General features: G+C 67.6%; 12 protein-coding genes. 8 read left to right on the plus strand and 4 right to left on the minus strand.

Translation table 11 applies throughout. From position 1 onward, the window contains the following. Positions 1–202 precede the first annotated feature (202 nt). On the minus strand, positions 203–1,594 hold the full coding sequence (gene sthA, locus OS124_RS0109665) for a Si-specific NAD(P)(+) transhydrogenase (protein ID WP_010139357.1): 1,392 nt from the start codon (positions 1,592–1,594) through the stop codon (positions 203–205). A gap of 144 nt (positions 1,595–1,738) precedes the next feature. Beyond that, positions 1,739–2,740 (minus strand): YeiH family protein, encoded by a 1,002-nt coding sequence (locus tag OS124_RS0109670; protein WP_010139358.1) that lies wholly within the window; start codon positions 2,738–2,740, stop codon positions 1,739–1,741. Positions 2,741–2,819: 79 nt separating this feature from the next. Here OS124_RS0109670 and OS124_RS0109675 point away from each other — a divergent pair, with 79 nt between their 5' ends. Both OS124_RS0109675 and OS124_RS0109680 read left to right on the plus strand, forming a co-directional pair. Beyond that, positions 2,820–3,707, plus strand: a complete 888-nt coding sequence (locus tag OS124_RS0109675; RefSeq protein WP_010139359.1) for a LysR family transcriptional regulator — start codon at positions 2,820–2,822, stop codon at positions 3,705–3,707. A gap of 166 nt (positions 3,708–3,873) precedes the next feature. Beyond that, on the plus strand, positions 3,874–6,159 hold the full coding sequence (locus OS124_RS0109680; RefSeq protein WP_040606981.1) for a DEAD/DEAH box helicase: 2,286 nt from the start codon (positions 3,874–3,876) through the stop codon (positions 6,157–6,159). 608 nt (positions 6,160–6,767) lie between these two features. On the opposite strand, the gene OS124_RS0109685 is transcribed toward OS124_RS0109680, so the two are convergent. Continuing rightward, positions 6,768–8,708, minus strand: coding sequence for an Ig-like domain-containing protein (locus tag OS124_RS0109685; RefSeq protein ID WP_168161458.1), 1,941 nt, complete (start codon positions 8,706–8,708; stop codon positions 6,768–6,770). A 788-nt stretch (positions 8,709–9,496) separates the two neighbouring features. On the opposite strand from OS124_RS0109685, the gene OS124_RS0109690 reads away from it, so the two are divergent. The 4 genes from OS124_RS0109690 to OS124_RS0109705 are packed head-to-tail and all read left to right on the plus strand — an operon-like array spanning position 9,497 to position 11,630. Beyond that, positions 9,497–9,979, plus strand: coding sequence for a phage tail protein (locus OS124_RS0109690; protein WP_010139363.1), 483 nt, complete (start codon positions 9,497–9,499; stop codon positions 9,977–9,979). A gap of 16 nt (positions 9,980–9,995) precedes the next feature. After that, positions 9,996–10,514 carry a phage tail protein gene (locus tag OS124_RS0109695; protein WP_010139364.1) on the plus strand — a complete coding sequence of 173 codons (519 nt, stop codon included), beginning with the start codon at positions 9,996–9,998 and terminating at the stop codon, positions 10,512–10,514. 9 nt (positions 10,515–10,523) lie between these two features. Continuing rightward, positions 10,524–11,054 (plus strand): phage tail protein, encoded by a 531-nt coding sequence (locus OS124_RS0109700; RefSeq protein WP_010139365.1) that lies wholly within the window; start codon positions 10,524–10,526, stop codon positions 11,052–11,054. 51 nt (positions 11,055–11,105) lie between these two features. Next, complete coding sequence (locus OS124_RS0109705) at positions 11,106–11,630, plus strand: GNAT family N-acetyltransferase (protein WP_010139366.1); 525 nt, start codon at positions 11,106–11,108, stop codon at positions 11,628–11,630. Here OS124_RS0109705 and OS124_RS0109710 read toward each other — a convergent pair. Further along, on the minus strand, positions 11,623–11,916 hold the full coding sequence (locus OS124_RS0109710; protein WP_010139367.1) for a DUF6916 family protein: 294 nt from the start codon (positions 11,914–11,916) through the stop codon (positions 11,623–11,625). The genes OS124_RS0109705 and OS124_RS0109710 overlap by 8 nt on opposite strands. 450 nt (positions 11,917–12,366) lie before the next feature. Between OS124_RS0109710 and OS124_RS0109715 the strand changes: the two genes are divergently transcribed. Further along, complete coding sequence (locus OS124_RS0109715) at positions 12,367–13,356, plus strand: ABC transporter substrate-binding protein (protein WP_010139368.1); 990 nt, start codon at positions 12,367–12,369, stop codon at positions 13,354–13,356. Between the two features lie 105 nt (positions 13,357–13,461). Next, entirely contained in the window at positions 13,462–14,499 is a 1,038-nt protein-coding gene (locus tag OS124_RS0109720) for an ABC transporter permease (RefSeq protein WP_010139369.1), read from the plus strand. Positions 14,500–14,639 lie beyond the last annotated feature (140 nt).

Genomic DNA, 14,639 nt, shown 5'->3' on the forward strand with positions numbered 1-14,639 from the left:
GAAGGCGTGCAATTGAGTATTTTCAGCCTGGTGATGCGCATTCGGTCGGCGCTTCCAGGCACCCTAAGTTTGCAAAGGGCGGACCCGCGGTTTGCAAACTGCACCGTCCCGGCCTGAAACGCCCCTCCCTGCATCATCACCAGGCTAAAAATACTCAACAGGACACGCGCCCCGGGGCGATGCCCCTCGCCCATCCGGGCCCCTACCCCGCACCCATCCGGTTCCAGGCATCCAGCCCGGCAACCTTGTAGGCCTCGGCCAGCGTCGGGTAGTTGAAGGTGTTCTCGACGAAGAAATCCACCGTCCCCTGCAGGTTGATCACCGCCTGGCCGATGTGGATCAGTTCGGTCGCCCCCTCGCCGACGATATGGGCGCCCAGCAGACGGCGGGACTTCAGCGAGAAGATCAGCTTCAGGAAGCCCGCATGCACCCCCATGATATGCCCGCGCGAGGTCTCGCGGAACCGCGCGATACCGCATTCATAGGGCTCGCCCGACGCCCGCACCTCTTCCTCGGACTGGCCCACGGTCGAGATTTCGGGCACCGCGTAGATGCCATAGGGAAAGGTCTCGGGCGGCGGCGGGGGCGAGATCTGAAAGGCATGGCAGGCCGCCACCCGCCCCTGCTCCATCGAGGTCGAAGCCAGCGCCGGGAAGCCGATCACGTCGCCGGCGGCATAGATATTGTCGGCCTCGGTCTGGAAGGTATGCGGGTTCACCTTAAGGCGGCCCCGGCTGTCTGGAGCGATGCCGATGGCGGGCAGGTTCAGCCGCTCGACATTGCCCGCGCGTCCGGCGGCAAACAGCAGGATATCCGAGCGCACCCGGCGCCCGTCGTCCAGCACCAGATCCACCCCGGTCGGTCCGGTCGTGATCGACCTCACCCTCGCCCCCAGCCGGATCGTCATGCCCCGGTCGCGCATCTGGTGGATGAAATCCTCGACGATCTCGCGGTCAACGAAATCAAGGATCCGGTCGCGCGCCTCGACCAGGGTCACCGGCACGTCGAGGGCCGAGAAGATCGTGGCGTATTCCACCCCGATCACCCCGCCGCCGATCACCGTCATGGTGCGGGGGATCCGCTCCAGCTCGAGGATCTCGTCACTGTCAAAGACCCGGGAGCGGTCGAAGGGAATATGGGAGGGGCGATAGGGATGGGTGCCGGTGGCGATCAGCGCCTTGTCGAACTCGACCAGGGTACATTCGCCGGTCTCGGTGCGGATCTCGGCGGTGTTGCGGTCGAGAAACCGCACCTCGCCGAAGCCCGAGCGCACCATGTTGCGCATGAACTGGTGCTGCAGCACCTCGACCTCGTGATCGAGCGTCTTGTGCAGCCGCTGCATCAGGTCGATGGCCGAGATATCCTGCTTCACCCGGTAGCCCTGGCCGTAGAAGCCGCGCTCGCGCCAGCCCGAGAGGTTCAGCACCGTCTCACGCAGGGTCTTCGAAGGGATGGTGCCGGTATGGACCGAGACCCCGCCCAGCCGTCGCCCCTTGTCGACCACCAGAACGCTCTTGCCCAGCTTGGCCGATTGCACCGCCGCCCGGCGCCCTGCGGGCCCCGATCCGATCACCAGCATGTCGATCCTGTCCATGGCTCCCTCCTGTCGCCGCCCCTGCCAGAGAACCGGGTTTGCATGGCCCCGGCAACCGGGCCCGCCACGCCGCCCGCAGGGCTCTCTCTAGCGGTGCAAGATGACAGGAAGGCGTTACGATTTACGCCCATGATTTGGGCAGGGTCAGTCCAGCACCTGAAGCGCCAGCAGGCTGAAGCCCGACACGAAGAGCGCCGCCAGCCCCGCCAGCAGCAGTGGCCGGACCCCGCGTCGGCGCAGCTGACCAAGGTCGGTGCCTAGCCCGAGGGCGGCCAGTGCCATGGCCATCAGCACGGCCGAAAGCTGCGCGGCCCCCGCAAGCAGCACAGCGGGCAGCGGCACCAGGCTGTTCACCACCATGGCCGCCAGAAACCCCAGCACGAACCAGGGCATTGGCGGCCGGGTGCCCCCGGCCCGGCGGCCGGCACCAAGCATCAGCACCAGCGGCGCCAGTAGGGCGACGCGGAACAGCTTGGCGAGGGTGGCGACGGTGCCGGCCTCGTCGCCAAGGGCAAAGCCGGCCCCCATGACCTGCGCCACCTCGTGCAGGCTGGCCCCGGTCCACAGGCCATAGGCACGCGGATCGAGGCCGAGCGGCCCGGCCAGCACAGGGCAGGCCAGCATCCCGAGCGAACCAAAGAGCGCGACACAGGCCATGGCATAGGCGACGTCCTCGTCCCGCCCCCGGGTCACGGTATTGCAGGCGACAATGGCCGAGGCACCGCAGACCGCGCTGCCCGCCGCGATCAGCTCGGCGAGGGGCGCCGGAACGCCCAGCCAGCGACCCAGAACGCGGGTCAGCAGGAAGGTCGCCGCCAGCGTGCCCGCCACCGCCAGCGCCACGCCGAGGCCAAGAGAGCCGACCTCGGCCAGCGTCAGCCGGAAGCCCAGCAGGATGATCGCCGCGCGCAGCAGGTGCTGGCGGGCAAAGCGCAGGCCCGGTTCGGCCGCCGCGAGGGGCCCCAGCAGGACGCGGCCTGCCATGCCCAGCCCCATGGCAAGGATCAGCGGGCTGAGCAGCGCCAGCCCCAGCCCCCCCGACAGCGCCATGGCCGCCCCTGCCAGCACCAGGGCCAGCAAGATCCCCGGCAGGTGCGAGGACGGGGCGCGAAACAGGGGGCGGAACAGGGAGAGAGGCTGTGACATGCCCTCTTATCCGCCACGTCAATCCATCCGTATATCAAATCGTTCTTCTCAATTCGTTCGTTTCAGCCTATCAATCCGCATGACCCTCGATCAGCTCCGCATCTTCCTGAAGGTCGCCGAGACGTGCCATGTCACCCGCGCCGCACGGGCGCTGAACATGACGCAATCGGCGGTCTCGGCCGCCGTGCAAGCGCTGGAAAGCCAGCACCGGGTCAAGCTCTTCGACCGCGTCGGACGCGGCATCGCCCTGACCGAGGCCGGGCGCAGCCTGATCCCTGCCGCCCGCGCGGTGCTGGCCCAGGCCGAAACCGCGCGAGGCATGCTCGACGATTTCTCGGCCAGCCCGCGCGGGCACCTGCGGCTCTCGGCCAGCCAGACCATCGCCACCTACGTGTTGCCGCCGCTGCTGATCCGGTTGCGGCGCAGCTTTCCGGCGCTGGAGATCACCCTGCGGGACGGCAACACCGACAGCGTCGCCCGCGCCGTGGCCGAGGGACATGCGGATATCGGCCTGATCGAGGGCCCGGTCGAACGCGCCGACCTGCACCAGCGCGTCTTCGCCCGCGACGAGTTGCAGCTTGTCCTGTCCCCGGGCCACCCGCTGGCCGACTGCAAGGCGCTGACCCGCGACGACTACCTGTCGACCCCCTGGCTGCTGCGCGAACCCGGCTCGGGGACCCGCGCCGAAACCGAGGCGCACCTGCGCCAGATGGGCCTCTCCGTCGCCGACCTTCAGGTGATCCTGGAACTGCCCTCGAACGGGGCGATCCTGTCGGGGCTGGCGGCGGGGGGGTGCGCGACGCTCATGTCGGACCGGGCGCTGGCGACGCTTGGGCCGGGCAGCGGGCCGATCCGCCGCCCGATCACCTGGGCCGGGCCGCCCCGGCGCGGCTTTGCCACCCTGACCCATCCGCAGCGCCATCGCACCCGCGCGGCCGAAGCCCTGCTGGACCTGCTGGCCTCCTGAGTCCCTCCTTCCGGCAATTCACCGCGAAAAAGGGACATATTCCCGGCTTGCAGGCCCGTTCTGTGCAAATTCGCGATATACTTCTGTCACGACCCCCGCTAGAGACGCCTTTTCGACCTGACGAGGCGCCAAACCCGCGCCGCCCTTTCCCATGGAGCCCCGCAAGATGATCCCTCCCCTCTCCGAGGCGCTGGCCGAGCGCGGCTACGAGACACTCACCGCCGTGCAGGAGGCCGTGTCCGACCCCGAGCTGGTCTCCGAGGACCTGCTGGTCTCGGCGCAGACCGGCTCCGGCAAGACCGTGGGCTTCGGCCTGGCCATCGCGCCGGGCCTGCTGGGCGAGGCGCATGAGTTCGGCCCCGCCGCGACGCCGATGGCGCTGATCATCGCGCCGACGCGCGAACTGGCGATGCAGGTGATGCATGAGCTGCGCTGGCTCTATGCCAAGACCGGCGCCCAGATCACCGCCTGCGTCGGCGGCATGGACATGCGCCAGGAACGGCGCGCGCTGGAACGTGGCACCCATATCGTCGTCGGCACCCCTGGGCGCCTGTCCGACCACATCCGCCGCGGCGCGCTGGATCTTGGCGACATCCGTGCCGTGGTGCTGGACGAGGCCGACGAGATGCTCGACCTCGGCTTCCGCGAGGACCTCGAGTTCATCCTGGGCGAGGCCCCGGACGACCGCCGCACGCTGCTGTTCTCGGCCACCGTCTCACCGATGATCGCCAAGCTGGCCGCCGAGGTGCAGCGCGATGCCAAGCGCATCAACCTGGTGACCAAGGCAGAGCAGCACAGCGACATCTCCTACCAGGCGATCCGCGTGGCCCATGACGACGGCGACAATGCCATCTTCAACCTGCTGCGTTACAACGAGGGCGAAAGCGCCATCGTCTTCGCCAACACCCGCGCCGCGGTGAACAACCTTGCCGCGCGGCTCGGCAACCGGGGCATCCCGGTGGTCACCCTCTCGGGCGAGCTGTCCCAGGCCGAGCGCAGCCAGGCCCTTCAGGCCATGCGCGACGGCCGCGCCCGGGTCTGCGTCGCCACCGATGTTGCCGCGCGCGGCATCGACCTGCCCGGCCTGACGCTGGTGATCCATGCCGACCTGCCGACCAATACCGAAAGCCTGCTGCACCGCTCGGGCCGCACGGGTCGCGCGGGCCGCAAGGGCACCTCGGCGCTGATCGTCGGCCCCCGCGCCGTGAAGAAGGCCGAACGCCTTCTGAAATGGGCCAAGATTGACGCCGAATGGACCCTGCCTCCCTCGGCGCAGGAGATCATGGAGCGCGACGAGCACAACCTGATGGAAGACCCCGCCTGGGCCGAAGAGGTCGCGGAAGAGACCGCCGCCCTCGCCGCCCGCCTGCTCGAGCGTCACGGCGCCGAGGCCGTGGCCGCAGGCTTCCTGCGCCTGCGCCAGGCACGCCATGCCCCGCCCGAGGACCTGCTGCCCCCCGACACCTCGCCCGCCAAGGCGCCGCGCGATTTCGGCCCGGCGCAGTGGTATTCGCTCTCGGTCGGTCGGGCCACCCGCGCCGAACCGCGCTGGCTGCTGCCGATGATCCTGCGCGCGACGGATCTGGACAAGGCCGTGATCGGCGCGATCCGCATCCGCGAGGACGAGACCTTCCTTGAGGTTGCCGAAGGCTCCGCCCCGCAGTTCGACGCCGCACTTGGCGAGGGCGGCGAGCTGTCCGATGGCGTCATCGCCCGCAAGCTGGACAGCGCCCCCGATCTCGGCCCCTCGGGCCCGCGCAGGCCCCGTCCCGGTGGCGACCGCCACGGCGAGCGCGGCGACCGTCGTGACGGACCTCGTCCCGGCGGGGATCGCGGGGGTGATCGTGGCGGCTACAAGGGCAAGCGCGAGGATCGCGGCGATTTCCAGCGTGGCCCCAAGCCCGCATGGAAAGAGCGCGCCGAGAGCCCCCGCATCGACGACCCCGAGGTGAAGGCCCCCTACAAGCCCCGCAAGGAGGCAGGCCCCCGCAAGGACTCGGGTGCTCCGAAATCCGCGGGCCGGGTCTGGAAGGACCGCGATGGCGGCGAGGGCAAGCCCGCCTACAAGAAACCTGGCGGTTTCAAGAAGGAGGGGGGTTTCAACAAGGACGGCGACTCTCGCAAGCCCGGTGGCTTCAAGAAGGAAGGCGGCTTCAGGAAGGATGGCCCGCGCGGCGAAGGTGGCGGCAAGGACGGCTTCAAGAAACCCGGTTTCAAGAAGGACGGCGGCAAGAGCTTCGGCGAGGGCAAGCCCGCGCCCCGTCGCGGTGGCCCGACCAAGGACGGCAGCTACCAGGGTGCCGGCTTCCAGCGCCCCGACGGCAAGAAGCCCTTCGGCAAGCCAGCCGGAAAGCCGACTGGCAAGCCCGGGGGCAAACCGGGCGGCAAACCCCGGGCCGGCAAGCCGCGCATGACGGCAGATAGCCCTCCGCGCCGCAAACCCCGCAGCTGATCCGCAAGACATATCCAGGGCGCCCCAAGGGGCGCCCTCTTGCCGTCCGGCGAACAGGCCCGCGACCAGAGCCTCGCCGGACGACACGGCCCCGCCGCCCCCGTCACAGGACGGGTCCGCACTCCGTCCACCTGCCCACGCGGGGCCCCGGGACGAATGGGACGCACCCCTCGCCGCCCGCGTGGGTGCCGTTCAACAGGCAGGAATGATCCCGGGGGCCCGGGCCACCGGCGCGGAGGTTGGGGCAAGCTTGGTGATGCGGCGGAGCCGCGCTGGAACCCACCGGCCTCGCAACCAGGTCCTGCCGATGACCTTGGTGCTTTCCCATCGTGCCCAGACCCTCCTGGCCACACATTCCCCGCTCCCGGGACCAGCTCTGTTTCAGCGAGGCCAGCCGCCGTCCAAGTCCGGACGCCCGCCAGGTGCTGGACGAATTGAGCGCAGCGGGCATCTTCGAGGCCAGCGACAGTCCCGGCGCCAGCGACCTCCTGACCGACGCGGGCCGGACCCTGAACCGCGAACCCGGCCAGGCCGCAGAGGAGACGCTGGCGTTCGTCCTCGGACACGAAGGCGTTCGGATCCACGGCTTGGCAGCGGGCTGGCGGCGATCAGAACCGCATGTCCAGCCCGATCTCTATCCCGTAGCTTTCGTACTCGGGCGTGCCGATCCCGTCATAGAAGGTCGTGACACTCAGCAGATCCCCGTCCCCGAAGGTATAGTCCAGGCCCAGCTCGACCTTGCCCCGCAGCCGGTCCAGATCCGCGCCGGGCACGCCGGCCCCGCCGCCGTAGCGGGTCGAGCGCGCGATCGCCGACAGCCCCCCGGTCAGCAGCAGCTCGCCCGCGCCGCCCCCTGGCAGGGGCGCCTCGAAGTCGAGGCCAAGCGCCAGTTCCCCAAGCTCGACCCGCTGCGCCGGAATGGCATTGCCGAGGCTGTCGCGGTAGGCGTCCTGCCGGTCCGAGGCCCAGGCCAGCTCCAGGTGCGGAATCAAGGTCACGGCCTCACGCTCCATCCGCCCCGAGACCTTGCCCATGACCAGCAACCGTTCGGTGCGCACCCTGTCGGTATAGCTGCCGAAGGGCGACACGTCGTTGCGGCTCTGACCATAAAGCAGCCGGCCCTCGAAATAGACTTCCTGCCCCGGAACGCGGCCCACCACATAGGGCCCGGCAAGCCAGCCGGTGCCCTCGCTGCGGGCCGCGCCAAGCTCCTGCACCATGTGGTCGAACTCCAGCATGACCCCCGCCAGCAGGGTGTCGCTCAGCCGCCGATGCGTGCCGATCGCCCCAAGGACATAGGTGCTCTCGGCGCCGTCATAGGTGCTGAAAGCCCCCCGCAGATCGGCCCAGACCGACGGGCCAAAGCTGCCCGCGAAGTGGAAACGCCCCTGCCCCCGGGTGATGTCGGCGCTGAAGGCCCGGCGGGTCGCGCCGCTCAGCAACCGGGTCAGATCGGGCTGCTGGCTGATCAGGTGGCCGGTCCGCGCTGTGAGGAACCGGCGCAGGATCTCGGTCGTCTCCTCGACCGTCCGGCTGCTGACCGAGACGAGGGACGAGGCGACATTGCCGTTGCCCGCCAGATCCTCGACCACCCCTGCCGGCAGCGAGACCGTGGTACTGCCCGCGCCGCTGGCCTGGACCGTGATGACGTAGCTGTCTCCGCTGCCCGACAGGCCGGTCACCGTGCCATTGCTCACCGCGACATCCGAGGCCGCGAACCCCACCACGTCCTCCGAGAAGAGCGCCGAGACCGGGAAGCTCTCGCCCGGCAACAGGTCTGCCGCCGCCGTGCTCAGCACCACGGTCGGCGCGGTGGTGTCGAGGTTGCTCAGCCCGAAGCTCACCGCGCTCAGCCCGCTGCTGCTGGCGCTGACCGTGTAGCTGCCCGCCGTGCTGTTGGCCGTCGCCGTCACGCTCACCTGGCCCGCCGCGTCGCTGACCCCGGAGCTGGCCGAGAGGCTGGCCGAGGCGCCCGAGCCCGGCGCCGCGAAGCTGACCGTCTGCCCCGCCACCGGGTTGCCCCCCGCATCGGTCACCGTCACCACCAGCGGCGCCGCGAAGCCCGCCGTGATCGCCGCCGACTGGCCTCCGCCGGAGGTCGCCGTCAGCACCGCCGCCGGGCCGGTCCCGCCACCGACCGTTCCCGACCCACCCGAGTTGGTGAAGGTCGTGGGGGTGATCGATGTGCCACCGTAGCTCCCGGTGATGGTGCAGCCGGCGGAGCAGTTGACGCTCTGCGGAGAGGGCGGCACCGACGTCGTGCCATTGATCGTGTAGGTCAGGGCCCGGTCGTCATCGCCCCCGCCCGCGGTTGACAAGTCCTGCAGCTCGAAGCTGGTTCCACCGCTTGCATCCACGATCTGGATGAAGATGAAGTCCTCGTTGAAGCTGGTCCCGGCAGGCGTCGCCCCCCCGACGATGAAGCAATTGTCATCCGTCAGGTTAAGCGCGAGCTGATCGCCGGTGCTCGCGGGCGGACAGTCGCTGTAGGCGGCCTTGGCCTGGATTGGCCACAGGCAGGTGAGCAGCAGGACGAGCAGGACAGCCACGCCCGAAGCGTCCTTCCCCTGCCAACTGCGGAGCCCGCGACATCCCTTTTCCAGAAGGCTGACGACAAAATTTCCGATGCCCCGAAAGCCGCGCGCGATACCCATGGTCCACCTCATGTACACCGGACCGTTTCCGAGGGCCCAGCCTGCGGAATTGCCCGAACACTTCACGGCGCACCTGGAAGATCCTTCCGCACGCCAACAATCAGCGCGAACGCTAAACTGTCCCGTGGAACAAAAAAATGATTCATTTAATGACAGGGACGGAAAAACGAAAACAAATAACAGTAGAGACAAATTACTCCATGGATCCATTTAGAAAATCGGGGAGGTGTCACCGGATCCATGCAGAGGGATGCTTCGGCACACCCCGGCATCAGAGGCGTACAATAAATATACAAAACAGCTACTTGCTCCCCACGCCCCGGCCGAAACGAACCGACCTGCAGGCGAATCCACTGTTCCGCCGGACGCACGCCGCCCCGAGGCAGGCCGTGCAACCCAGGCCTTGCAGCAAGGCGCGACATGGGCTCGCCCCCTGCAGATGACGCGACGCGGCAAGGGTCGCCGGGCCGCGAGCGGGGCTGATCCTCTGACGGGGAAAACAATACCAATACACATGACATGAACCCTGAAGATCGAATAATGAAAATAAAATGTCAAAACACGGGAATTGACATTGCAATATAGACAGATCCCCCTCCGGCATACTACGCATTAGGGAATCAGCCAATTCCGGCAGCAGAGGGAGGAATGCGGTGGCAGAACCATTTCTTGGGGAAATCCGCATGGTCGGTTTCAATTTGCCGCCATTCGGCTGGGCTTTCTGCGATGGCCAGATCATGCCGATCAACCAGAACCAGTCTCTCTACTCGATCCTCGGCACGACATACGGGGGCGATGGCGTGACCACGTTCGCGCTGCCCGACCTGCGCGGTCGGACCCCGGTGCATGTCGGCCAGGGTGTCAGCCTGGGCCAGAGCAGCGGGGCCGAGACGGTGACGCTGACCGTAGCCCAGATCCCGGCGCATCGGCATGAGGTCAAGGCCTCGTCGCAGCCCGGCAATATCGCGACACCGGGAAACCACGTGCTGGCGGCAGAGACCGGAACCGACCTCGCCTATGTGCCCCCTGGCAGCTCGCAGGCGATCACCCTGCGCAGCGGGACCCTTGCCAATACCGGCGGCTCGATGTCGCACAACAACATGCAGCCCTTTCTGACGGTGGCCTTCTGCATCGCCATCCACGGGCTTTTCCCATCGCGCAACTGACCCCGGAGGATGTCTGATGTCGGAACCCTATGTCGGCGAAATTCGCATGTTCGCCGGGAACTTTGCCCCCCAGGGATGGGCGTTCTGCGACGGCCAGCTTCTGGCGGTATCACAGTATGATGCGCTGTTTTCGCTGCTTGGCACGATCTACGGCGGCGACGGCCGCACCACTTTCGGCCTGCCCGACATGCGCGGGCGGATCCCACTTCACCTGGGTCAGGGCCCGGGGCTGACGGAACGGCGGGAAGGCAGCAAGGGCGGCTCCGAGACGCTGACCCTGACCGTGGCCCAGATGCCCAGCCACCACCACGGCTTTGTGGTGGACACCGGGGATGCCACCACCGCGGGGCCTCTGGGCGCTGTCCTGGCCGAAGGCGTCGGGGTCGGGGCCTATTCGACCGAGCCGCTGAACACGCCGCTCTCCAGCGCGTCGGTCACCCGCACCGGGGGGGCGCATTCCCATACGAACCTGATGCCGTCGCTCTGCGTCAACTTCATCATCTCGCTCTACGGCGTTTACCCGAGCCGTCACTAGGAGGCAGACATGTCGGAACCCTTCATTGCCGAGATCCGCATCTTCGCGGGTGACTTCGCCCCCAGAAGCTGGGCCTTCTGCGACGGGCAGCTGCTGCCGATCGCCAACAACACCGCGTTGTTTTCATTGATCGGCACCACCTATGGCGGCGATGGTCGCAGCACCACCGCCCTGCCCGACCTGCAGGGGCGCGCGCCGATGCATCCCGGACGCGGTCCCGGGCTGACCACCCGCACCCTGGGCGAGTCCCTGGGCAGCGACACGGTGACCCTGACCGAGGCACAATTGCCCCCTCATGATCACATGCTGCTCGCCACCGCGGCGATCGCCACCACCTCGGAGCCGACCTCCGACACCGGACTGGCGCGGTCGAGCTTCGGCGACAACCTGTATCAGTCGGAAACCCAGCAGGATCTGGTCAGCCTGGCCGAACAGACCGTCGAGACGACCGGGGGCGGACAGGCGCATGAGAACCAGCAACCCTACCTTGGGCTGAACTTCATCATCGCCCTGGCCGGGCTCTATCCCTCGCACGGCTGAGGAACTGCGCGCGGGGGCCAACCCCCGCTCGCTCCCCCGGGGAGAGACAGGATGCAGAGCACGACCCTGCCACGACACCACCGGGCGCAGGCCAATGGCCTGAGATATCGCGCCGAAACCGACGCTGACGGGACGTTTCTCTGCCGCCTCTACCGCTCGACCCGGGAAGAGGAAATGGCCGGGCTGCCCTGGTCCGAGGCGCAGCGGCAGCAGTTCATCCAGATGCAGTTCTCGGCCCAGCACGCCCACTACCGGCAGCACTACCCGGACGCGCTCTGGCTGATCATCGAGGCCGAGGGAGGCGCCGCGGGACGCCTCTACCTGGACTACTGGCCACAGGAATTGCGGATCATCGACATCGCCCTGCTGCCCGGCGCCCGCGGAAGGGGCTACGGCGGCGCCATCCTGCGCGACCTGCAGGACGAGGCTTCCGCGCAAGGCCGCCGTATCGGCATCCATGTCGAAAAGAGCAATCGCGCGCAGCAGCTCTATCGTCGGCTGGGCTTCCGCCCCGTCGAGGACAAGGGCGTCTACGAGCTGCTGCACTGGATCCCGCCGGGCCAGCCCGTCAGGTGAAGACCGCTTCGTACTGATAGCCTTCCGCCGTGCGCGCGACGGGCACCAGGAAGATGTCCTGCGCGTCCCCGGCTGCACCTGTCAGCCGGTAGGTTGCCTGCGGCAGCGCGGGCGACGCCGGGCCCTGCCAGAGCACCGAAAAGGCCCCGCCCTCGCGCAGGCCGCTGGCCAGGGCCTTCACCTCGATCACCGACAGCTGCACCGGCGAGCCGACCGTGTCGACAGTGAAGGTCACGCCCTGCAGCGCCGCGAAGTCCGCCGCAGTCATGGTGCTGAAATCCTTCATTGAAAAGCTCCTCATCTCCCGTTTCGGGGAAGTATAGGCAAGTCGGACCACCCGGCCAGCCGAAACATCTGTCCGTGACGCAATTTGGCGTCGCCCTGCCGGGTCGCCCCACCGAATCACGCACGAGCGCCCCCGCCGCGCCGCTCGCCGTGCGCCGCGCGACGCCTCCAGGGACTGCCCTGCCGACGCCTGCCCCCTCCGCCACCGAAGGGTTGCCTGGCGCAACAAAACAAGGCGGCCACCCGCCCTGCCGCCTGTCGTGCCGGTCGCAGCTTCGTCAGATGGTTTGAACTTCCGCCATATCCCTGATAGCAGATACTTCGATGTCAAAAGCAAAGTGCATTCTCAAGCCACCCTTAAAAGGCTGACTTTTTCGCACACCACCCATGCATGCCTTCATGGGACATCCGCTTTGACGCCATTTTACTTAAAATTTCGAAGGAGAAATCCATGCGTTCGCCGAAACGTCTCTCGACCGCCATTGCCGCCGCGATGATCCTGCCTGCCGCCGCGGCATCCGCCCAGGACGCCGAAGGTCAGTGCGGTGAGGTCTCCATCGCCCAGATGGGTTGGGCCGCTGCCGAAGTGACCACCAACATCGCCAAGTTCCTGCTGGAACAGGGCTACGACTGCGACGTCAGCCTGGTGCAGTCCGACACCATCCCCGCCATCACCTCGGTCGCCGAGAACGGCGAACCCGACGTGGTCACCAACCTCTGGCTGAACTCTGCCGGCGAGGCCTACACCAAGCTGGAAGAGGGCGGCACCATCAAGCGCCTGACCTCGGTGCTGGAACCGGGCGGCGTCGAAGGCTGGTGGATCCCCACCACCTTGGCCGAAGAGCACCCCGAGCTGACCACCATCGAAGGCATCCTCGAGAACCCCGAACTGGTCGGCGGTCGCTTCAACAACTGTCCCGACGGCTGGGGCTGCCGCGTGGTTTCGGACAACCTGTCGCGCGCTCTGGATCTTGAGGGCCACGGCATCGAGGTCTTCAACCATGGCTCCGGCGAGACGCTGGCGACCTCGATGGGCGCCGCCGTCACCAATGGCGAACCCTGGTTCGGCTACTACTGGGGCCCGACCGTGCCGCTCGGCAAGTACGACATGACCAAGGTCGACATGGGCGGCTACGACGAAGCGGCCTTCGCGCCGCTGCAGAACCCCGATGCCGCCGATCCGCAGGTCTCGGACTTCCCGGCCGCGCCGATCCTGACCGCCGTCACCACCGACTTCGCCGAGGAAAACCCGGCGGTGACCGAGTTCTTCTCGAAGATGACCTTCGCCACCGACCAAATGTCGGGCCTGCTGGCCTGGAAGGACGAGAACAACGCCTCGAACGAGGAAGTGGCCGTCTACTTCCTGACCACCTCCGCCGACACCTGGACCACCTGGGTGAACGATGCGGCGAAAGAGAAGCTTTCGGCGCTGGTGCAGTAAGCGCGCCTGGCCCCCGAGGGGCCGCAGGATATTCGACGGGGCCGGACAACCGGCCCCGTTTCACGTTCCACAACAAGGGTGGGCCGATCCCGGCCCGACACGGATATGGCAACCTATGACGGTCTGTTTGACGGTCTTGGCCTGAGGGACTGGTGCGACGCGGAGGCCGCCGACGGCCCCATGTCGATGGCCGACCTTCTGGCAAAGACCAAGGGCGGCAACGACGCCGCCACCTCGCTGCGCGACCTCCCCTTCCCCTCCCTGGATGCGCTTCACGATGCCTGCGCCGCGATCCCGCAATCGCGCGACCTGACCCAGGGACTGGAAACCGGCTTCCTCGGCATCCGCGACGCCCTGCGCGTCGTCGTCGATCCGCTGACCCAGCCGCTGAGCTGGGCGCTCGAGAACATGCTCTGGCTGATGACACAGACGCCCTGGTGGGTGATGGTGCCGCTGTTGCTGCTGGTCAGCTGGGTCGTGGCACGGTCGTGGAAGGTGGTGGGCTTCGTCGCCCTGATGATCGCCGCCCTGGCCTTCGTCGATCACTACGAGGTCGCGATGCAGACGCTGGCCATCATCTTCGTCTGTGCCTTCATATGCGTGTTGCTGGGGGTGCCGATCGGCATCGCCATGTCGCGCAGTGACCGCTTGCAGGGGATCCTGACACCGGTGCTGGACATGCTGCAGACCCTGCCACCCTTCGTCTACCTGATCCCGCTGATCTTCCTCTTCTCGGTCACCGAACCCAAGCTCTACGGCATCGCGGTGATCCTCTATGCCATCGTGCCGGTGGTGCGGCTGACCAACCTCGGCATCCGCCTTGTCGATCCCGACGTGATCGAGGCCGCCGACGCCTTCGGCATGACCAAGCGGCAGAAGCTCTTCGGCGTGCAGATCCCGCTGGCCCTGCCCAACATCATGGCCGGGGTGAACCAGACGATCATGATGAGCCTCGCCATGGTGGTCATCGCCTCGATGGTCTCGGCGCCGGGTCTCGGCATCCTCGTGCTGCGCGGCATCCGCAACCTGGAACTGGGCGTCGGCCTTGTTGCCGGTCTGGGCATCGTGGTGCTGGCCATCGCGCTGGATCGCGTCACCAAGGCCGCCCTGGCCCGTATCGACGCCAGCCAGTCCAGCCGCTGAGGGAGAGAGCAGATGACAGAGCAAACCGTGAAGGTCTCGATCCGCAACCTCTACAAGATCTTCGGCGAGGACCCGCAAGGGGCCCTGCAGAAGGTGCAGGCGGGGATGTCCAAGCCCGACCTGCTGGACCAGACCGGCCA

This window comes from Oceanicola sp. S124 (genome assembly GCF_000220565.1).
In the GTDB taxonomy this organism is placed as follows: Bacteria; Pseudomonadota; Alphaproteobacteria; order Rhodobacterales; family Rhodobacteraceae; genus Pseudooceanicola.